Source organism: Xenorhabdus sp. PB30.3 (assembly GCF_963895965.1).
GTDB classification, from domain to species: domain Bacteria; phylum Pseudomonadota; class Gammaproteobacteria; order Enterobacterales; family Enterobacteriaceae; genus Xenorhabdus; species Xenorhabdus stockiae.
The window spans coordinates 5214-30096 of sequence record NZ_CAWQMW010000146.1 but is presented as its reverse complement, the minus strand read 5'-3'; the positions used below and the strand labels follow the sequence as shown (position 1 = coordinate 30096).

Here is a 24883-nt window from a genome sequence, read left to right as displayed (position 1 = left end):
TTCTTATGGTGTTATGTTTTTTATTACACAGTAAATGTTTTTTATTAAATGCTATTCTGATTGGATGGGTTTTTATTATCGTTATCTTTTTTATAAAGACTTATTTTTTGTGGCTCAATAATTTTTCTACCTGATGATAGATGATATTCTTAATTCAATAATAAAACCGATGACTACAATACAACGACACTTTAAACTTTAGTTTAAAGTAGAATGAATAAGATATATAATTGACTAGAATTACATTTGGAATAAAGAGGCTAAACAGTCTTTACCACATATTTGGGATTTATCGTAGTTTCTATCAGGAATGGCAGTAAACTATGGGAAAGCCTTCATCTGAGCAAGTGCGAAATAATATCTATTTTCTGTATGCCAAAAACGTTCCGTGAAGCACGTCATCATTTTTCCTGCCATATGATTAGAAAGATATAGGAACTGCCTACTCGATTAACGAATAATTTTTAGACATTAAATGCTAACTTTTCAAGTTAATTGCGTATATCGATGCCTTTTCTAACCGTGAGAAAATGGTAGGAAAGGCATGTGAAAGCATATAAAGAACGTCATGCATAAAAAAATAAGTTTTTTAAGCTACAGACATTCTTAGCTGACAGGATGTCATTAGGCTGATAATCCAATGAATAATCCTGCAATGGTAGCGCTCATTAAATTGGATAATGTTGCCGCTAATAGCGCTCTAATGCCTAGTTGAGCAATATTTGAGGCTTTTTCTGGTACTGCTGCTATGAATGCTCCAACGACGACGCCAATAGAACCAAAGTTGGCAAAACCGCAAAGAGCAAACGAGATGACAGCGATTGTTTTTGCGTCCAATACATCCACTGGGTCTTTTAGGTAAGGAGAGAAATTTAAATATGCGACAAACTCGTTAATTGCTAATTTCTGACCAATCAGGCTGCCCGCTAAGTCAGTATGTTCTTTATTTACTCCCATTAAGTAAGCAATTGGCGAAAAAATATGAGCGAATATACTTTCTAAACTGATACCAGTGAAACCAAATTGGTTTCCAATACTGCTAATCATACCATTTATCATTGCAATTAGGGCAATGAATGCCATCACAACTGTGGCGACACCAACAGCAATTTTCAATCCGAGCATAGCTCCGTTTGCTATAGCTTCAATAATGCTTGAGGGGCGAGTCTCACTAAATGAAATCTGTTCAAATTGGACTTGAGAGGGAGCTGTTGCTGGACTCAGCAACCGGGCAAATAAGATCCCGCCAGGAATTGCCATCAGTGAAGCTGCTAACAAATATTCTATCGGAATACCTAACCCTGCATAGCCCACTAGCATGGAGCCCGCCAGAGAAGCCATGCCACTACACATTACAGTAAACAGCTCATTACGGTTCATTTTGTTAACAAAAGGCTTTAAAACCGCTGGAAGTTCATTTTGTCCCAAAAAGATTGTTGTGACTGCTGCAAAGGCTTCTATTTTGCTGATCCGCATAGATTTTTGAAACAAGTATGCCAGAATATTGATCACCCATTTCATAATGCCAATATAATACAATACAGAAATTAGGGTTGTCACAAAAATAATGGCAGGTAATACCTGGAATGCAAAAATAAATGAATTTCCATCGAATAATTCACTCATTTTTGGACTTACCAAACTACCAAATATAAATGCACTTCCTGCTTCACTGTAAGCAATAACAGCACCAATGCCATTTGCAAGTTGATGAATAACCCACTTACCAGCAGGCATATAGAGCATGATGGCACCAAGACCTATTTGTAGTAATAATGCTGCTACTATTGTACGCAAACTTATCTTTTTTTTGTTGACTGAGAATAGGTATCCAATAAAAAGAAGCAAAGCAATACCTACTACACTACGAAAAATATCCATTTATTTTTCTTTTCCTCATTTAACTAATATGGGGTAGAACTTTCTCTTTAAAAGTTAAGATAGTTCTCCATTCCATTGTTAGGGTTATAACATCATGACGATGAAAATTTTCTGTTGTAAAAAAGATCCTTTTGAAAAACTTTATAATTATGCTTTTTTTTAAATGAAAAAATGATTTTTTATTACATAGTAATGTGATGTAAATCACTATCTATTATTGTAATACTCACATCAAGTTATGATTGCTATACTATTTATTTTTCTATATGAAAGGTTAAATCTATCCAGTGTCTCTATAGCGATGATGACTGAGCCTTGATAAATACAACACCTGATGTTCCTAAAAAACACTCAGTAATGTGTTTTACGGTGCCGGACAGCCTAAGCTAGTGTGGTGCAGGGGGTATCAATAAACTAACCCGAATTATGGATAAAAAGTTGACGAGAGGCCTGTTCCAGCAGCAAAGTTTTGGTGAAAGCTGAAAATCACTCCGGGGAGGAACAGGCCATGAACAAGTTAGTTGAAATTTTCTGCGATGTCGACGACTTTTGTCATTTCAGATTACTGACAAAGCTGGTATTACCAGCCTCGTCAATAACCGTTATTTTACAACAGTATTTCTTCCTTACTTCCTAATAAATTAACGGCTTCAGTACTGATAAGGTCAACCGCATCAATCATATTTTCGTGGTAATAATCAGTAATCTGCTGAACTATTATTGGATTAGCTGACCATTGAGAAATATTATTATCCGGTATCTCTATGATCAACTGGCCTATTTGTATTTCAATTTCGCCTTTGTTTAATAACTTCACCTGACCGGCTTTAAATAAAATGATGTCGGTCTGGTTTAATTTACCGCTTAATTCACAATTGGCGATGGAATTTTCAAATGGCATAATCTCTAGTATCTTGTTGATATAGCTATTTGTAGCTCCCAGTTTCTGCAAGTTTTCAGTTACTACTTCATTTATTGCTGAAATATCTAATTTATCTCTGAGCGTTTTTATTTCCTCGTTATTGAGTACAGTATCCAATAAAAACAGCTGAATTTTTGTTGCCCCCAGCTGCTCTAACTGAAAGGCGATTTCCATCGCTAATTGCCCGCCGAGTGACCAGCCCAGAATATAAATAGGCTGATCGATAGTGGTTTCTGTCAGCATTAATTCCCTATAAATCTTAGCCAACTGATACAGTGAATCGGTTGGATTATCCGTGCTGAGGTTATAGTTGTTAATGCCGATGCAGTTATAGTTATCAGACAGTGCACTTGCCAGCGATTCATAAACTTCACTGCCGCCATTGGCCGGATGGATCATAAATAGCTTATTGGTCGCGGTTGACTCTGGTGTGAAGAAATTCAGTAAACCGGGTTGAGCATGGTCTGCATCTGTTTCCAGCCATTGCGATAACGAAGAAATGGATTTACCGCTAAACAAAATATTTAACGGAATGTCAATTTGCAGGGTATCGCGGATCACGGAGGTAAGTTTAATGGCTACCAGTGAATTTCCGCCGATACGGAAGAAATTATCCTCAATACCGACTTGTTTCAGTCCCAGAATGTCCTGCCAGATGGCACATAACTGGGTTTCCAGCTTATTGCGCGGGGCAACATAGTGATCACTATTTCCCCAGACCGGTTCTGGCAGAGCGCGGCGGTTCAGCTTCCCATTCACAGTCAACGGAATGGACTCAATATAGGTAAAGCTGGCAGGCAGCATATATTCAGGCAGACGGGAAGAGAGGTAGCTGCGCAGGGTATCATCAGGCAGTCCGTCGTCTGTCACCAGATAAGCGACCAGTACAGTATTTCCGTCATATTCATGATCTATCACGATCGCCTGTTTCACCTGCGGATGGGAGGACAGGACACTTTCAATTTCACCCAACTCAATGCGGAAGCCGCGAATTTTAACCTGAAAATCATTTCGACTCAGATATTCCAGTTTGCCGTCCGGCTGCCAGCGTACCAGATCGCCCGTTTTATACAGGCGGGTATAACCCTGAAGTTTATCTTCATTTGTGGCAAATGGATTTACCACAAAGCGTTCAGCGGTTAACTCTGGCTGATTTAAATATCCCCGTGCGACACCCGCACCACCGATATATAGCTCCCCCGGTGCGCCAACAGGTACAGGATTACCATGACGATCAATAACATACAGGCTTGTGTTATCAATACCGCTGCCAATGGATAAATCATCTCCCTGCAATAAGTTTTGGGTTGCACAAACAGTGATTTCTGTCGGGCCATATTGATTAAATACAGTGATTGCCGGTGGCAAATTCAGGGCATTCAGAGTTTCTCCACCTGTATGGATAATTTGCAGGGAAGAGCGGAATAAATCAGCGGAATAATGATTCATTAAGGCTGTTGGGATAAATGCTCGGGTTATTTCATGGGTATTGATAAATGCCAGCAATTGCTCACTATTCACTGTCACTGTGGCAGGAGCGATATATAGCGATGCTCCTGCGGTCAGGGCCGGGAAAATCTCAAACACTGAGGCATCAAAAACGTAGTTGGCGAAAAACAGCGTCCTGGTTTGTGGATACAGTGAATGGGTTCGGATAATAAACTGGCTCAGGTTGTTGACGCTGGTATGTTCTACCATCACGCCTTTGGGTTGTCCCGTCGTGCCGGAAGTATAGATGATATAGGCTAAGTCAGAGGCTGAATTTATCTGAGCCGGATTTTCCACGGGCTGAGTGACCGTGACTGCCGGGTCATCAGTTGCTATCAGTAACGGCTGTTCTTTGTGTGACTGACAGTAAGTTTTGAGTGTGATGAGGTGTCGTTGCTGGGTTAGTACACAACCAGCAGCCGTATCCGACAGAATAAACTGTACCCGTTCGGCGGGATATTCCGGGGAAATAGGCACATAAGCGCCACCGGCTTTCAGAACCGCCAGAATACTGATAACCATTTCCGGGCTGCGGTCAAGATAAAGGGCTATCGGGGTATCCGCCTGCATCATCTTATTACTCTGTTGCTGATAGCATTCGCGGATCACATGAGCCAGTTGATTAGCCCGCTCGTTTAACTGGCGGTAGGTCAGGGTTTCGTCCTCAAACACCAGTGCCACATTGTCCGGTGTCTTTTCCACCTGTGTTTCAAATAGTTGTTGTAGAGTTTTATCCTGTGGATACGCTACATTGGTCTGGTTCCAGCTGTGCAACAAGGTATGGCGTTCCTCCTCGCTGAAGAAGGTGATTTCAGTATGAGGTTGGTCTGGGGCGTACATCACCGCAGACAGAATGCGTTCAAGCTGATCCAACAGACGCTGAGTCTGTTCTTCCGTCAGCCAGTCTTCACCGTAACTGAGTTTGATAACTAAACGGTTATCCTGTTCATAGGCCATGAGTGACAGCGGATAGTCCACTTTTTCCACCGACTGGCGGAATGCCACGGTATGCTCAATGCCCGAGTTATTTTCATCTGCTACTGGAACCGGATAGTTTTCAAAGACCAGCAAGCTATGGAATAACCGCTCTCCGTCAGATTGCAGACCGGAAAGCGATACCGCACTGTGGCTGTTCAGGGCGGCGATATCCTGCTGAATCACCTGTAAAACCGCCGCTACACTGTCGGTGTGATCCCATTGCACCATCAGCGGCAGGGTATTGATATACAGGCCGACACTGTCCGCAATACCTTCTACGGGCACATCACGGCCGGATACCGTTGTACCGACAATAGTCTGCTCATCACCGGTATAACTGTTCAGCAGTTTATGCCAGGCAAATTGTAGGGCCACATTCAGCGTCACGCCCTGCGCGCGGCAGGTATTTTTCAGCTGTTCATAAGCGCTGCCCTGTAAAATAATCCCCTGCTCGGCAGGATGTTCAATGGTTTTTATCTGGCTCAAATCAACACGGTGGCTTAACAGTGCTGAAAGATCATTGGTGCCCTGAAATTGCGCTTTGCGCTCCGCCCAGTAGCGATCTGATTCGGCCTGATGATCCAGATAATATTGCTGGGTAGCCGGATAGGCTTGATCTACCCTGATTTCAGGCATATCTCCCTGAATGATAGCGTTGTAATACTCATGTACAGTCTGTAATAAAATCGGGTTACTCCAACCATCAATAATACTGTGGTGCAGGGTGGTGAGCACCGTAACCAGTTGCTCATGCTGTTGGATCAGAGTAAAGCGAATCAATCCGGGAAGGCTGAAATCAAACGGCAGGGCGCGATCCCGTTGTTGAATTGTACTGATGGCTGTGTGTCGATCATCCTCCGGCAATGAGCGGATATCTTTCATGCTGAAGTTGGCGGTACTGATACTCGCTTCCTCAGTAATAATTTGTAATACCTCTTCCGTCCAGTTAAAGGCGGTTCTGAGGATAGGAAAACGCAGTGAAGCCAGTGCCCATGCTTGCTGGTAGGCCGCAAAATCGAGTTGAGTGTGGTAATCCAACAATATCTGAACGCAATAAGCATCGTCCTGTGGCTGGGCCAGATGATGATAAATAAAACCCTGTTGCAGGCTGGTGGCGGGGTATAAGGCTTCAATCTGATATACCTGTTGAAGCTGGCGCAGCAGCTTGATGGAAAGCCCCTTGATACCATAATCCGCGGGGGTTTTTATCCCACCGGATTGCGCCTGTTTCTGGGCGGTGGTGATGACAGAACGGAGCGCCTGTTCAAAGGCGGCGATAAATGTCTGTGTCTGATCCGCAGTTAAACGGGAACCGATCTGGAATTGTAGTTGACCGGCCTGAACCAGTCCGTTGATGTTCAGCAGCAGATGACTGTGATTTTCGTCTGCCGAGGTGCTGCCCGTATCGTCACGTGTCAGTGCCCAGTCTTGTTCGCGTTCACCTCCCAGTTGGCCCAGATAGTTGAAACTGATGGCCGGTAAATCCCCGGCCAGAGCACCCGCCTGACGTAATGCGCCATAACCTATCCCTTTATTCGGGACGGCGCGCAGCATCTCTTTGGTGTGAATAATGGTCTCAGCGATATCCGCCTGCATTGCCAGACGAACAGGATACAAGGTAGTAAACCAGCCAATGGTTTCAGAAACATCCAGTGTATGGTCGATATTTTCGCGTCCGTGGCCTTCCAGCGTGATGGAGTTAACGGATTGTGAGAATACCTCCGGTAGAGCCAGTGCCAGTGCACTCAGCAATAAATCATTAATATCAGTCTGATAACCGGCGTTAGCTTCCCGCAGTAAAATGCCCGTCAGTGCAGCAGAAATACTCAGGGTATGTTGGCTGAGGTTATCAGAAGCTGTGTGGCTAGAAGTTTCTGCCAGCGTTTGTTGCCAGTAGGTAATCTCCTGTTGATGCTGTTCGGCATACTGACGGATGGCCTTCACCCACTGCCGGTAGCTGCTGGTTTTGGCCGGCAGGGTTTCACCCTGCAATATCCGTCGGATATCTTCCGCGATAATCCTCCACGAGACGACATCAATAATCAGGTGATGTGCAGCGAAGAATAAGCGCGCACTGCCATCCGTGTAGCCGGTCAGATGAGCCGCCTGCCACAATGGCCCATTATCGTAATTAAAGTGGTTTTGCCATGCAGTCAGTTGTTGATTGAGCGCTTCCTTATCTAATCCACGAATATCATAGTGCGGTAACGGGAGCTGTGAAGATGGCATTTTGGCCGGGTAACACTGGCGATAGCCCTGTTCTGTTCTGACAAAATGAGCGCGTAACATATCATGCCGATCAGCCAGTGCCATCAGCGCCTGTTCAATCTGCGTGGATTTGATATCACCGGGTAACCGAACCATAAAGGCCTGATTCCAGTGGTGCGGATTTGGCAGTGCCCAGTCGAAGAACATTTGCTGAACAGGTAACAGGTCAAATTCCCCGTTTAATATTCCCTGTTCCGCGATGATTGTATCGGTAGAGGTATCCTGCATCAGTAATTGGGCTAACTGAGCCACCGTCGGTGCCTCGATAATTGAGGTAACCTGAAGAGTGAAACCCGCCTGCCGTAGTTTCGAGACCAGCTGGATACTGATAATCGAATCACCACCAATGCGGAAAAAGTTATCATCAATACTTATCCGCTCCAGCCTTAGAACTTCCTGCCAGAGAGTGCACAGCCGGGTTTCCAGTGCATTGCGGGGGGCGACATAATTATCGCGATCTCCCCAAACTGGATCAGGCAAGGCGCGGCGGTCTACTTTGCCATTCAGGGTCAGCGGAATAGCTTCAATCCGGGTAAAACTGGCCGGTAACATATAATCCGGCAGGTGTGCCGATAAGTAGCCAAGCAGGTTTTCATCGGGGATCTGCCCGTCTGTTACCAGATAAGCGGCCAGCGCTTTATGACCATGATGCTCCCGGTCAATCACCACCGCTTGTTTCACCTGTAGATGGGATGTGAGGGCACTTTCGATTTCACCCAGTTCAATACGGAACCCGCGTAACTTAACCTGAAAATCGTTGCGGCTAAGGTATTCAATATTACCGTCCGGCAACCAGCGGGCGAGATCACCGGTTTTGTACATGCGTGCATTCGGTTCAGGAGAGAACGGATCGGTCAGGAAACGCTCTGCTGTCAGCTCAGGCCGGTTCAGGTAGCCTCGGGCGACACCGCCTCCGCCAATATGGATTTCACCGGGCACACCTGCGGGAACAGGCTGTCCCTGATTATCCAGAATGTAGATGCGCGTATTATTGATAGGCTGCCCGATGGGCAGTTTTCCGCTTTCCATCTGTGGCATATCGTAGGCTGTGGCAAACGTGGTCGTTTCTGTTGGCCCGTAGACATGCAGCAAATGTTGAGGAGAATATTCTGCCCGGAGGCGCATGGCGGCCCGATTATCACTCTTTTCACCGCCGAACAGGACATACCGCAGCCCTGACAGCGCAGGAGCGATCAGGTCGGCATACTGGTTAAACAGCGCCGTGGTCAGAAACAGCGCACTGACACCGGCAGCTGACAGACACTGACCAAATTCGGCTGGCTGTAGCAAGGTTTTCTCCGGCACCAGCAGGATACGGGCACCATTCATTAACCCTGACCACACTTCCCATGTCGCAGCATCAAATGAAATATTGGCGCAATGCGCGATGCAGTCATCCGGCCCGATATCGGCAAAGCCATTATTAATAATCAGGCGCAGAACATTACGGTGCTCCACCATGACGCCTTTAGGTAAACCTGTCGATCCGGAAGTATAGGTGACATAAGCCAGATGGCGTGATGTCAGCCCTAATGCCTGCGTATCAGGATCCGTGTCCGGCAGGGTGGCAAGCTCTGTCGCCTGTGCATCAAGTAATACCGTGGTGACGGAGCCGGATAATTTATCCGCCTGTGTGGTTTGAGTCAGCAGGGCGACCGGCGCTGAATCCTCCAGCATAAAGCTGAGTCGTTCAGTCGGGTAGGACGGATCGAGCGGGACATAAGCTCCACCTGCCTTGAGGATGGCGAGTAACCCCACCACCATCTCCGGGCTGCGCTCAAGACAAACAGCTACCCGGTCATCAGGACGTACCCCCAGCGCAATCAGATGATGAGCAAGCTGGTTGGCTCGAGCGTTAAGTTCGCTGTAGCTGATGGTTTGATCTTCAAAGATCACGGCGATGGCCTCGGGATGTTGGCTGGCCTGAGCTTCAAACAGTTGTGGCAGGGTTTTATCCTGTGGATAAGGGGCCGCTGTTTCATTCCAGCGATACAGAAGAGTATGACGCTCTTCTTCGCTGAGGAAAGAGACTGACGTATGTGGCTGATGTGGGTTACTGGCGACCGCATACAGGATACGTTCAAGCTGACAGAGTAAATGTTGCGCCTGTTCTTCTGTCAGCCAGTCTTCCCCGTAACTGAATTTGATAACCAGCTTGTTATCGTGTTCATAGGCCATTATCAGCACCGGATAATCGACTTTTTCGACTGCTTTACGGAATGTCAGGGTATGTTCTATACCGGCTATATCTTCACTTACCGCCGGAACAGGGTAGTTTTCAAAGACCAGCAGGCTATGGAATAACCGCTCGCCGTCAGATTGCAGGCTGGACAGGGCGATATCACTGTGGCTGTTGAGGGCCGCGATATCCTGCTGAATGGCCTGTAAAACCGTTGCCACACTGTCGGTGTGATCCCATTGCACCATCAGCGGTAATGTATTGATATACAAACCAACACTGTCCGAAATACCCTCCACGGGCACATCACGGCCGGATACGGTTGTACCGACAATGGTCTGTTCATCACTCGTGTAGCTATGCAGGAGTTTATGCCATGCAAATTGCAGAGCGACATTCAGGGTTACGCCCTGAGTCCGGCAGATCTCTTTAAGCTGATGATAGGCGCTGTCTTGTAGAGTCAGTAACTGTGCAGCAGGTTTTTCAACGGTTTTTACCTGTGTTAAATCAATGGAATGGCTCAGTAAAGCTGAAAAATCATTGGCTCCCTGAAACTGAGGTTTACGCTCTGTCCAGTAACGGTCTGATTCTGCTTTGTGATCCAGATAATATTGCTGGGTAGCCGGATAGGCTTGATCCACTGTGATTTCAGGTAGTTCGCCCTGAATGATGGCGTTGTAATACTCATGTACAGCCTGTAATAAAATCGGCGTACTCCAGCCATCGATAATGCTGTGGTGCAGCGTGACAAGCACTGTAGTCAGTTGTTCACGCTGTTGAATCATCGTGAAACGAACCAAACCGGGCTGACTTAAATCAAACGGCAGGGTACGGTCAGTTTGCTGAACTTCGTCAATCACCCGGTGGCGTTCGGCTTCTGATAATTGGCTGAGGTCTTCTCTTCTGAAGTTGGTCGAACCAATACTGGCCTCGGTTGTAATCACCTGTAATATTTTCCCTTCCCAGTCAAAGGCGGTTCTGAGAGTAGGGAAACGAAGCGAAGCCAGCTCCCACGCCTGTTGGTAGGCGGCAATGTCAACATCGGTGTGATAATCCAGCAACCATTGTACGCGATAGGCATCATCCTGCGGCTGAGCCAGATAATGGTAGACAAAACCTTGTTGCAGGCTGGTGGCGGGATACAGGGCTTCAATTTGATACTGCTGTTGAAGCTGATTTAATGACCTGACTGAAAGCCCTTCAATACCATAATCACTGGGCGTCTTTATCCCTCCTGATTGCGTCTGTGCCTGAGCAATGGCGATAACGCGGTTGAGCATTTGCTCAAATGTGGCGATAAATATGGTGGTCTGGTTTGGCGGCAGGCGGGAATCCACACTGAATTGCAGTCTCCCGGCCTGAATTGCGCCATTGATGCCCAGTAATAAATGGCTGCTATTTTCGCTGGCTATCGCATTCCCGCAATCATCACTGGTGATGCTCCAATCCTGATGGCAGGCTCCTCCAAGCTGACCGAGATAGTTGAAACTGATAGCCGGTAAATCACCGGTCAGATACCCCGCCTGATGCAATGTGCTATAACCGATCCCTTTGTTCGGAATACCACGCAGCATCTCTTTGGTATGAATAATGGTTTCGGCAATATCAGGCTGTGTTTGCAACTGAACCGGATACAGCGTGGTAAACCAGCCCACGGTTTCAGAAACATCCAGTGTGTTATCGATATGTTCCCGTCCGTGCCCTTCCAGCGTAATGTGATTAACGGATTGCGCGAAGACGTCCTGTAAAGCCAGCGCCAGCGCACTCAGAAGTAAATCGTTAATTTCAGTGTGATAACCCGTGTTGGCTTCATGCAGCAGAATGTTTGTCGTCTTCACAGAAAGACTTAGCGGGTGACGGGTGATGTTATCCTGCGCTGGTTTAGCAACATGGCCTGCCATCACCTGTTGCCAGTAGGTAATCTCATTCTGATGCTGTTCGGCGTAGTGATGTACTGCGGCTACCCATTGGCGATAACTGCTGGTTTTTGGGCGCAACGCCATACCCTGCAAGAGTAAACGCATATCTTCGGCAATAATCCGCCACGATACGGCATCAATAATCAGATGGTGGAAGGCAAAAAATAACCGGGCACTGCCATCTGCGTAGCCAATCAGATGAGCAGCCTGCCATAATGGCCCGTTATGGTAATCGAACCCGCTTTGCCATTGAGTGAGTTGTTGATACAGCTCTTCCTGATTGAACTCACGGATATCAACGTGTTGTAAAAGAGAAGGTGAGCCCGGTATTTCTGTGGAATAGCACTGGCGGTAGCCGTTTTCGGTCTTAATAAAACGGGTACGCAGCATATCGTGCCGTTCAGCCAGTATTATCAGTGCTTGTTCAACCTGCGCAGATTTAATATGACCGGGTATCTGAACCATAAGGGCCTGATTCCAGTGGTGTGCATTGGCGAAATCCCAGTCAAAGAAAGTCTGCTGGACAGGTAACAGATCAAATTCTCCGGTTAGCAACCCTTGTTCGGCAATGACTTTCTCGGAAGAAACCGTCTGAGCCAGTAATCGGGCTAATTGTGCCACCGTGGGTGCCTCAAAAATGGCTTTCACCTGAAGGGTAAAACCGGCCTGACGCAGTTTAGAAACCAGCTGGATGCTGACAATCGAATCGCCGCCAATACGGAAGAAATTATCCTCAACGCTAATCTGCTCCAGACCTAACACATCCTGCCAGATATGACACAGCTGAATTTCCAGTGCATCGCGGGGCGCAATATAGTGCTCCTGATTACTCCAGATTGGCTCTGGAAGTGCACGGCGATCCACTTTGCCGTTCAGCGTCAGCGGAATAGATTCTATAACGCTAAAGCTGGCAGGCAGCATATATTCCGGCAAGCGGGAAGAGAGATATTCCATCAGGCTGTCACTGGATAGTGAACCTTCCGTCACCAGATAGGCTACCAGCACCTTATGATTGTGATGTTCACGATCAATGACTACGGCCTGTTTTACCTGTGGGTGGGCGGTCAGGGCGTTTTCGATTTCGCCCAGTTCGATACGGAACCCACGTAGCTTAACCTGAAAATCGTTGCGGCTAAGGTATTCAATATTGCCGTCCGGCAACCAGCGGGCGAGATCGCCGGTTTTGTACATACGGGCATTCGGTTCCGGAGAGAATGGATCGGTCAGGAAACGTTCTGCTGTCAGTTCAGGCTGGTTCAGGTAACCTCGGGCAACGCCGTCTCCGCCAATGTAAAGTTCTCCTATTGCCCCAATGGGCACGGGTTGTTCATCTGTGTTCAGTAAATAAATCCGGGTATTGGCAATCGGACGACCGATAGGGATAGATTGAGTTACATCAACCATCTCCGTCATTGTATAAGTGGCGGCAAAGGTGGTTGTTTCTGTTGGGCCGTAGCCGTTAATCAGGTGAACAGGTGAGGTTTCTGCCAACTGTACCTGTTTTATTTTCTGCGGATTTAGAACATCGCCCCCGACAAGTAGATAGCGTAGTTGTCCGAATACCGGAAGAAGAGGATCAAGGTACTCGTTAAACAAGCCTACGGTTAGCCATAATGCGGTCACTTTACCTTTAATCAGGATGTCGCGGAAACGAAGAGGGTCGAGCAAGACCGATGAAGATACAATATACAAGCGGCTGCCGTGAAGCAGGGCAGACCAGATTTCCCATGTAGCGGCATCAAATGATGGGTTAGCGCAATGAGCAACGCAGTCAGAAGGGTCTATATCAGCAAAACCATTATTGATAATCAGTCGCAGGACATTGCGATGCTCCACCATTACGCCTTTTGGCTGCCCGGTAGAGCCGGATGTGTAAATGACATAAGCCAGATGGCGGGATGTCAGTCCTAAGGCCTGCGTATCAGGATCCGTATCCGGCAGGGTGGCAAGGAATTGGGCCTGCTCATCGAGCAATACCGTGGTGACGGAGCCGGATAATTTATCCGCCTGTGTGGTTTGAGTCAGCAGGGCGACCGGCGCTGCATCCGCCAGCATAAAGCTGAGCCGTTCCGTCGGGTAGGTTGGATCGAGCGGCACATAAGCCCCGCCTGCCTTGAGAATAGCGAGTAATCCCACAATCATCTCCGGGCTGCGTTCAAGGCAAATAGCGACTCGGTCATCTGGGCGTACTCCCAGCGCAATCAGATGATGAGCCAGCTGATTGGCACGCCGGTTGAGTTCTCTGTAGCTGATGCTTTGGTCTTCAAAGATAACGGCGATGGCTTCGGGATGTTGGTCGGCCTGTGCTTCAAACAGCTGTGACAGGGTTTTATCCTGCGGATATGGGGCAGCCGTCTGGTTCCAGCCGTGTAGCAGGGTATGTCGCTCCTGCGCAGATAAAATATCAATTCTGGATAAGGCTTGTTGCTGATTTGCCACAAAAGCACTCAGTACCCGCTGATAGCTGGCTGCCAGCCGCGTGATGGTGTTTTCGTTAAACAGGCTGATCGCGTAATTCAGGCAACCCGTAATGCCGGTTTTTCCATCGGATAAAAACAGGCTCAGGTCAAACTTGGCAGGGCTGTATAGCGGTTTTTCCAGAGTTACCGAACAAAATGGCAGACGGGTTTCGCTTGACTGAGGTTCACTCTGAGCACTGAACATCACCTGAAAAATCGGGTGACGTGAAGTATCACGCTCAAGGTTCAGGGCATCAATAAGTTGTTCAAACGGCATATCCTGATGCGCTTTGGCTTCACTCACCTGCTGATGCGTCTGCTTAATCAGCGTTTCCACGCTGGTGTTTTTTTCAAGCTGTGCCCTTAAAACCAGCGAGTTCACGAACATGCCAATCAGAGGCTGAGTCTGGGCATGGTGGCGGTTATCCGTTGGCGTTCCCAGAACAATATCGTCCTGTCCGGAGAGTTTCGCCAGCGTGACGTAAAAGGCACTCAGCAACACGGTATAAAGAGTGGTTTCCTGTGATTTTGCCAGTGTCCGCAACTGTTCCGAGAGGGCGATATCCAGTTCAAAACTGAAATCCTGCCCCTGATAATTTACCTGCGCAGGTCTGGGATAATCAGTAGGTAAATTCAGTGAAGCATAACCCGCCAGCGTTTGTTGCCAGTAAGCAAGCTGCTGTTCATAGTTTGCACCCTGTAAATAATGGCGTTGCCAGACGGCATAATCTCCGTAGTTGATCTCCAGAGGTGTAAGCTGGTAGTCACGGCCATCCCGTAGGGCAGGGTAAATCTCCGCTAGTTCATTGATGAAAATATCGGCAGACCAGCCATCAAAGGCGATATGGTGCCACAACAGCAATAAATAGTGGCTGTCAGCGACCTGATAGTGGCGCAAACGCAGGCTAGGCTCATCAGACAGATCAAATGGTGTGGCTATTTCAGCCTGCACGGTACTCAGCAGCGTTTCCATCGTTTCACAGGACCGGGACTGAATAACCAGATGACAATTCATTTCCTGCTGGTAAATCTGGCCTTCATCATCAGGCTGGTACAGCATTTTTATGACTGAATGGCGTTCAGCCAGCCGGTTAATGGCAGTTTCTAATACAGGCAGACAGGTTTCATCATCCAGCTGAACCAGATAAGGAATATGGTAGGTATCGGAACCTTGTTCAAACTGTTCGATAAACAGCATCCGTTCCTGCGCAAAGGATAAAGGATAACGATTCAGGGCCAGATGCGGAATAACCGTATAAGTCTGCTTCTCCATCTGCGTGACCAGACCTGCGATAGTTTTCAGCTCAAAGAGTTGTGCCAGCGAGACTTCCGTTGTCAGAATGCGGCGGATCGCAGCGGTCAGCTTAATGGCGGTCAGGGAGTTGCCTCCGATACGGAAGAAATTATCTTCAATCCCCACCTGTTCCAGTCCCAGAACCTCCTGCCAAATGGTACACAGTTGAGCTTCCAGCGCATTGCGGGGAGCAACATAACCTGTTTTATTGCCGAAAACCGGCTCCGGCAATGCCCGGCGATCGACTTTACCGTTTTTGGTCAGAGGAATTTCCTCAATGGGGGTAAAGCTGGCAGGCAGCATATATTCAGGCAGACGGGAGGATAAGTAACGGGTTAATGCATCATGTGCAAGTTCACCATTGATGACCAGATAAGCGACCAGCGTTTTGTTGCCGTCATATTCACGATCGATCACGACGGCCTGTTTTATCTGTGGATGTGAAGCAAGTGCGCTTTCGATTTCACCCAGCTCAATACGATAACCACGGATCTTAACCTGAAAATCGTTACGCCCCAGATATTCCAGCTCCCCGTTTGGCAGCCAGCGGGCTAAGTCGCCGGTTTTATACAGACGGGTGTAACCGCGTTCTTTGTTTTTCTCCGAGGCAAAAGAAGCCTGCACAAAACGTTCAGCGGTGAGTTCCGGTCGGTTTAAATAGCCCCGTGCCAGTCCTGCGCCACCGATATACAGCTCGCCCGGTGTACCAATCGGAGCCAGTTGCCCGTATTGATTCAGAATATAGGCAGACATGTCACGTAGTGGCCGCCCGATGCAGGAGACTGTGGTGGCATCGTTTGGGGTTAATTTTTTATAGGTCACATGGACGGTGGTTTCGGTGATCCCGTACATATTGATGAGGGCAGGCGTTTGATCGCCGTAATGATCCCACCAGGGTTTCAGTTGTACCGGATTCAGTTTATCGCCACCGAAGATCACATAACGCAGATGAGGGAATTCTGCTTTTATATTCAGTGCAGCGTCAATAAAGGCATAAAATGCGCCCGGCGTCTGGTTCAGTACGGTAACGTTCTGATCTGAACAAAGGCGGCTGAAACGGTCAAAATCTTTGGTACATTCAATAGTCGGGATAATCAGGCGTCCGCCATAGAGCAATGCACCCCATAATTCCCAGACACTGAAATCAAACGTGTAAGCATGATACAGCACCCAGATATCACTCTGATTAAACTGGTAATCTGCCTGTGTGCTGGCAAATAAGCGGGCGACATTTTCATGCGTCTGCAACACACCTTTTGGCTGCCCCGTGGTGCCGGAGGTGTAGATAACATAGGCCAGATCGGTTGCCTGATGCGTGAAGGCCAGATTCTCCGTTGATGGGTTTTGTGCTACAGCCGGATCATCTGCCGTAATCAGGGCGGGCTGTTCCATCTCTGTTTGTGTACATGCTTTCAGCGCATCTAAATACCGCTGCTGAGTCACTACACAAGGAGTCTGGGTATCTTCCAGAATAAACCAGACTTGTTCAGGCGGGTATTCCGGTGAAACGGGCACATAAGCACCTCCCGCTTTCAGTACTGCCAGAATACTGATCACCATTTCCGGGCTGCGTGCCAGATAGAGCGCAATCAGTGTATCAGCCGACATCGGTTGATGATGCTGTTGCTGATAACGCTCACGGATCACAGCTGCGAGTTGATTTGCCCGTTCGTTTAACTGGCGATAGGTCAGCGTTTCGTCCTCAAATACCAGTGCCACATTATCTGGGGTTTTGTCTGCCTGTGCTTCAAACAGTTGCGACAGGGTTTTATCCTGCGGATAGTCCATCTCAGCCTGATTCCAGCGATGCAGCAGAGTATGGCGTTCCTGTCCCGACAGGATATCCAGCCCGAATAGCGGCTGTTTCTGGTCTGCCACAAAAGCCACCAGTACCCGCTGATAAATATCTGCCAGCCGCATAATGGTCGTTTCATTAAACAGACTGACCGCATAATTCAGGCAGCCGGAAATCCCGCTTTGGCTATCGGATAAATACAGATGCAGGTCAAATTTAGCGGGGCTGTACAGAGGCTCTTCCAGTATTACCGGGCTGAAGGGCAGATGCGTTCCCTGTGGCAGACTTTCTTCGGGATTTTGTAAGCCGAACATGATCTGAAAAATCGGATGGCGCGAGGTATCGCGCTCAATGCCGAGTATTTCAAGCAACTGCTCGAATGGCATATCCTGATACGCTTTGGCTTCGGCAACTAACTGATGGGTCTGCTGAATCAGATTTTCTACGCTGGTGGTTTGTTCAAGTTGTGCCCTTAAAACCAGCGAGTTAACGAACATGCCAATCAGGGGCTGAGTCTGGGCATGGTGGCGGTTATCCGTTGGTGTTCCCAGAACGATATCGTCCTGTCCGGAGAGTTTCGCTAATGTGACGTAAAAGGCACTGAGCAGCACAGTATAGAGGGTGGTTTCCTGTGTTTTTGCCAGTGTCCGCAATTGCTCCGAAAGCCGGGTGTCCAGTACAAAGTTGAAATCCCGTCCCTGATAGCTGACCTGAGCAGGTCTGGGATTGTCAGCAGGCAAGGCCAGCGGTTCATAACCGGCCAGCATTTGTTGCCAGTAACTTAGCTGATGTTCATATCTGTCACCCTGTAAGTAATCACGCTGCCAGACAGCATAATCACCGTAAGTGATCTCCAGTGGTGTGAGCTGGCAGGTACGGTTATCCCGTAGAGCCTGATAAATTTCTGCCAGTTCCGCCATAAAAATAGCGATAGACCAGCCATCAATAGCGATATGGTGCCATAACAGCAGTAAATAGTGACTGTCAGCCACCTGATAGTGGCATAAACGCAGGCTGAGTTCTGTAGTCAGATTGAATGGACGTGCTATCTCGGTGCGCGCAGCATTCAGTAGCTCATCCATATTTTCGCAGGACTGGGAGGTTATTTTCAGATCCCTGTCCAGCACCTGCTGGTAAATCTGGCCTTCATCATGAGGACGGTAGACTGTTTTTATCACGGAATGGCGTTCAGCCAGCCGGTTGATGGCAGTTTCCAATAAAGGGAGGCTAATTTCGTTATCCAGTTGAAGTAGATAAGGCGCATGATAAGCATTGCTGCCCTGTTCAAATTGTTCGATAAATAACATGCGCTCCTGCGCAAAGGATAAAGGATAGTGCGCCTGTGCCAGATGGGGGATAACTGTATAACTCTTCTCCCTCATTTGTGTTGCCAGTTCTGCGATGGTTTTCAGCTCAAACAGTTGGGTGAGTGAGATTTCAGTTGCCAAAATGCGATGAATAGCCGCAGTCAGCTTAATGGCGGTCAGAGAGTTCCCTCCGATACGGAAGAAATTATCTTCAATACCTACCTGTTCCAGCCCCAAAACTTCCTGCCAGATAGCACAAAGCTGAGTTTCCAGTGCATTACGGGGGGCGACATAGCCCATTTTATTGCCGAAAACGGGTTCCGGTAATGCCCGGCGATCCACTTTGCTATTCACTGTTAAAGGGATTGCATCAATATGGTTAAAGCAGGCTGGCAACATATATTCAGGCAAGCGGGCGGATAAATAACGGATTAATACCTCATCGGTCAGTTCTCCATCAATGACCAGATAAGCAACCAGTGTTTTGTTGCCGTCATATTCATGATCAATGACTACCGCTTGTTTTACCTGTGGATGTAAAGTCAGTGCCCGTTCAATTTCACCCAGTTCAATCCGATAGCCACGGATTTTGACCTGAAAATCATCGCGTCCCAGATATTCCAGCTCACCATTTGGTAGCCAGCGGACTAAATCTCCGGTTCGGTACAGGCGGGTATATCCTTTTGTTCTGTCTTCTGCGGTAGCAAAGTGATTAGGTACAAAACGCTCGGCGGTCAGTTCAGGCTGGTTTAAATACCCCCGCGCCAGCCCGGCTCCGCCTATATACAGCTCGCCCGGTGTGCCGACAGGGGATAAATTACCGTGCTCGTCAAGAACGTAAAGACGGACGTTATTAATGGCCTTGCCGATATTAGCCGGGATATCCCCCTGCTGAAACTGCTTTTCAGTCGCACAGACCGTGACTTCTGTCGGGCCGTAAGAATTCAGTACGCGACTGGTCTGGCTGAAATGTTTAATGAAATCGGAGGAAGGCGCTTCTCCCGCTGTCACCAATACTCGCAAAGAAGGCAACTCAGTATCAGTCAGTAATTTCAGCATAGCGGGGGGTAAGGCTGCCGCTTCGATACTTTCACGTTGAATGAGCTGCGCAACTGAAATGACATTCCGTTCTGTTTCACTACAAAGGTAAAGCGTGATCCCTCTGAATAGGCCGGGGAATAATTCAAAAACTGAGCCATCAAACACATAAGCAGCAAACATTAAGGCTTTCTTTATGTTCGAGGTATCCAGAATGTTTGCTTGTGCCGCCGCCATATGAGCCACATTGTTGTGTTCAATCATGACCCCTTTGGGCTGCCCGGTTGTGCCGGAGGTATAGATGATATAGGCCAAATCGGTGGAAGTATTGATTCGTGCCGGATTTTCTACAGGCTGCTCTGCGGTGATGGTCTGGTCATCTGACGCAATCAGTATCGGTTGTTCAGGCAGTGCCTGACAATATGCTGCCAGTGTTGTCAGATGACGTTGCTGAGTCAGTATGCAGAATGCTGCGGTATCAGCCAGAATAAACTGGATCCGTTCGGCAGGATAGGCCGGTGAAATGGGAACATAAGCCCCACCGGCCTTCAGCACCGCCAGCATGCTGATCACCATTTCCGGGCTGCGATCGAAATAGAGTGCTATCGGCATATCTGCCTGCAACTCTTCATTATGCTGCTGTCGGTAACATGCCCGGATAACACAGGCCAGCTGGTTTGCCCGTTCATTCAGCTGACGGTAAGTCAGGGTTTCGCCTTCAAATACCAGCGCTGCATTATCCGGTGTTTTTTCTACCTGAGTTTCAAACAGTTGTTGTAGCGTTTGATCCTGTGGATACGGTGCATCGGTCTGATTCCAGTGATGCAACAGAGTCTGGCATTCCTGTTCTGATAGGATGTTAATGTTAGCCAGTGTTTGCTGGTGGTCTTCGACAAAAGCCGCCAGCACACGTTGATAATAGTCAGCCAATCGTCCGGCAGTGTTTTCACTAAACAGACTGACGGCATAATTGAGGCTACCGGTAAGACAGGTCTGCCCATCGGATAAGAACAGGCTCAAATCAAATTTGGCCGGGCTGTATAAAGACTCATCCAGATCGACCGGGCTGAACGGCAGTGCAGGGTTGTCTGTCAGGCTTTCACCAAAACTTTGTAAGCCAAACATAACCTGAAAAATCGGGTGGCGGGCGGTATCCCGTACCATCACCAGCGCGTCAAGCAGCTGTTCAAATGGCATGTCCTGATGATCTTTGGCACCGGCAATGACTTTATGAATTTGCCCAATCAGTGTTTTTACACTGTCGGTCTGTGCTAACTGTGCCCGCAATGGCAGTAAGTTGATGAACATGCCCATCAGAGGCTGAGTCTGGGGATGGTGGCGATTATCCGTCGGAGTTCCCAGCACGATATCATTCTGCCCGGATAGCTTCGCCAGCATGACATAAAAGGCGCTGAGCAGAACGGTGTACAGCGTAGTTTCTTCTGTTTTGGCCAGCGCCCGCAACTGTTCGGAAAGGACAGGGGGCAGAGTAAATGTAAAATCCCGCCCCTGATAACTGACCTGTGCCGGTCTGGAGTAGTCTGTTGGCAAATCCAGCGTTTCAAAGCCCGCTAGCGTGTGTTGCCAGTAAGCCAGTTGTTGTGCATGTACTTCGCCCTGTAAATATTCCCGTTGCCAACGTGCATAGTCACCATAGCCGATCTCCAGCGCCGGTAATTGGCTGGCACGCCCTTGCAGAAGTGCGTGATAATTTTCTGCCAGTTCGGTGGTAAAAATATCGGTAGACCAGCCATCAGTGGCAATATGATGCCAAAGGAACAATAAGTAATGGCTTTCAGCCACTTGATAGTGGCACAAACGCAGACTTGGCTCAGCGGCCAGCTCAAACGGGGTGGCGATTTCGGCGCGTACTGATTGTAAAAGGGTATGCATATCCTGATAGGATTGTGATCTGAATCTGAGGTTTTCTGCCAGTACTTGTTGATATTCATGCCCGCGAGCATCGGTGCGGTATACCGTCTTCATTATCGGGTGACGATCAACCACTCGATTAATCGCGATTTCCAATAATGACAAATCCGTGTTGTCATCCAGTTGCACGAGGTAAGGAACATGATAGACATAAGTTCCCTGTTCAAAACGCTCGATAAACAGCATTCTTTCCTGAGCGAATGACAGCGGATAACGTTCCTGTTCAATATGAGTAATAACCATACCGGTTGCTTTCTGCATCTGTGCTGAAAGCCCGGCAATGGTTTTAAACTCAAAAAACTGACTTAATGAAACTTCCAGCCCTAATTGCTGGCGAATGGCACTGATCAGCTTAATGGCTGTCAAAGAATTTCCGCCAAGACGGAAGAAATTATCTTCAATCCCCACCTCTTTCACGCCCAGAACGGTCTGCCAAAGATCACAAAGCCGGGATTCCAGTTCATTACGCGGAGAAACAGAACCGGCTTTATTGCCGAAGGCGGGTTCTGGTAACGCCCGTCGATCGACTTTACCGTTCTGAGTCAGAGGGATGGATTCAGTGTAGGTAAAACTGGCAGGCAGCATATAGTCAGGCAGGAGAGCAGATAAGTGGCTGATTAAAGCATCATCTGAAGGTTTTTCATGGCTAACCAGATAAGCGACCAGAACTTTATTACCCTCATATTCTCGATCAAGCACGACCGCCTGTTTTACCTGTGGATGTGAAGCGAGCGCACTTTCAATTTCCCCCAGTTCAATGCGATAACCGCGGATTGTGACCTGAAAATCATTACGCCCCAGATATTCCAGTTCCCCGTTTGGTAGCCAGCGGGCTAAATCGCCGGTTTTATACAGGCGGGTGTAACCGGATTTTTTCTCCTCATCCGTGGCAAACGGATTCTCCACAAAGCGTTCAGCCGTTAATTCCGGCCGGTTTAAATAGCCCTGTGCCAGCCCGGCACCGCCGATATACAGTTCACCGGGCGCGCCAATAGGAGCAAGCTGCCCGGAATGATTCAGGATATAGGCAGACATATCACGCAGTGGTCGCCCGATGCAGGAGACGGCAGTTTCATCGCTCTGAGTTAATTTTTTATAGGTCACATGGACAGTGGTTTCGGTGATCCCGTACATATTGATGAGGGCAGGGGACTGATCGCCGTAAAAATCCCACCAGGGCTTTAGTTGTACCGGATTCAGCTTATCACCACCAAAGATGACATAGCGAAGATGGGGAAATGCAGCGCCGGCCTTTAATGAAGCCTCGATAAAGGCATAAAACGCTCCCGGTGTCTGATTCAGTACCGTGACATTCCGTGCAGAACAGAGACGGCTGAATTTTTCAAAATCCTTAGTGCACTCTGTTGTCGGAATAATGACACACCCGCCATAGCGCAGTGCTCCCCACAACTCCCAGACGCTGAAATCAAAGGTATAGGAATGGTACAGCACCCAGATATCATCCTGGTTAAACTGATAATCTGCCTGTGTGCTGGCAAATAAACGGGCGACATTAGCATGTGTCTGTAACACGCCTTTTGGCTGCCCGGTGGTGCCGGAAGTATAGATAACATAAGCCAGATCGGTTGCCTGCCCAGTACATACCGGATTTTCCGTGGAGCGATTTTCGGTCACGCTGCGGTCATCTACGGAAATCAGAACAGTTTGTTCCGGTGTACACTTATTCAATACAGGCCGATATTTTTGCTGAGTGATCACACAGAAGGAGCTGGTATCTTCCAGAATAAACCGAATCCGTTCCGATGGATAATCCGGTGAGACAGGCACATAAGCGCCGCCTGCTTTCAACACCGCCAGAATACTGATCACTATTTCCGTGCTGCGTTCCAGATAGATTGCAACCAGTGTCTCAGCCGGCATCGGTTGATTATGCTGTTGCTGATAACGTTCACGAATAACAACTGCGAGTTGATTCGCCCGTTCATTTAACTGGCGATAGGTCAGCGTTTCATCTTCAAACATGACCGCCACATTATCCGGCCTTATGGCTACCTGAGCTTCGAAATGTTGTTGTAGGGTTTTATCCTGTGGATACGCGATATCAGCCTGTTTTTCGAGATGTAATAATGTTTGACGTTCCTGCTCTAATAAAATAGGTAACTCATTAACTTGAACAGAAGGCGTCTCAATGATAGCAGCCAATAAATTTTGCAGCCGTTCAAGCGCATTTTGAATATCGGTATCATTAAAATAGGCCTGCAAATAATCTATCGTTATTTTTAATTCCTGATCATAACCGTGATCTTTCAGGCGGAATGCGATGGGATAAATATTAAATATTCCATCGATATGGCAATGCTGATTCTGGTTAATTTCAGTAGCTGATGCTGAATAACGGTCATAGGCAATAAAAATACCGGGTAAAGAAAAACCTTGTTGATTTGCTAGTCGGGCAAGGTGTGATTGAGGGAACTGGCTGTGTCTGTAACTGTTTTTCAGAGCCGTTTCCATCTCTCTGATTTGTTCAATGACACTGGATGTTGGCGAAATATGGCAATGTACGGGATACGTATTGGCCTGCATACCAACGACATATTTCTCTGTTTCTGTTCTTCTGCCATGTGTGATGGTATTAAAAATCAGCTCTTTTTGCCCTGTAAGTTCAGCCATCATGATGGTGACAAGGCTGGAAAAGACAGCCAGCAAATTCGTTTTATGTTGGCGACAAAAAGCCAGTAAACTTTCTTTAGCTGAAAAGGGCAGTGTCAGAGAGCGATAACCGGTTTCATTATTTTTATAGTGAGGGGGTAAGTGATGTATTTCTTTTTTTCTTAAAAAGTCAATCCAATAATTTTTATCATTCTTATAATGAATACTATTTAAATAATCCCTTGCGTTCTCTATCGATGTTAAATATTGCGGAATATCTGATAACCATGCCGTCGATAGGCCTTGTTTAAGGCAGCCGTATAACTGATAGAGATACTCATGAAGCCGATATAATCCAACACTATCTATCATAATGTGGTGGAATTGCGTGAATAAATAACATTTTTCATTATTCAGCCGGATTAATGTCACTTGATAGGGCGTTGTCTTTAAGTAATTGACAGGGATATAGGTTTGCTGCCTCATCCAGGTAAGAGCGTACTTTTCGGGTTCAGGGTGCATTATGGCATCATGGTACCTGATTAATTCGGGTTTACTCAGATCCGGAATATATTGTATAGCCTCATTATCTGAATCTATCGCTATTCGCAGACGTAATGTATCAATATGCTGGTGCAGTAGATCCCATGCTTTTTGTAAAATCGCTATATCAATATTTTCTTCTAATGACGTATACCAGCTAAGGCTGTGTATTGGACTATTTTCATAAAGTGCCTGCTCGTAAAACACATCCTCCTGAGAAGGGTGAAGAGGATAAAAACCCGAATTCAAAGAACCCTTAAATGCTCTCAT

At 47.5% G+C, this 24883-nt stretch carries 2 protein-coding genes; both read right to left on the bottom strand.

The annotated features are described in order from the left end of the window. Positions 1 to 624 precede the first annotated feature (624 nt). The gene (locus AACX38_RS14045) at positions 625 to 1881 is read right to left on the bottom strand and encodes a NupC/NupG family nucleoside CNT transporter (protein WP_228864647.1); all 1257 of its coding nucleotides are present in this window, start codon (positions 1879 to 1881) and stop codon (positions 625 to 627) included. Between the two features lie 607 nt (positions 1882 to 2488). Further along, positions 2489 to 24883 carry a non-ribosomal peptide synthase/polyketide synthase gene (locus tag AACX38_RS14040; protein WP_255712109.1) on the bottom strand — a complete coding sequence of 7465 codons (22395 nt, stop codon included), beginning with the start codon at positions 24881 to 24883 and terminating at the stop codon, positions 2489 to 2491.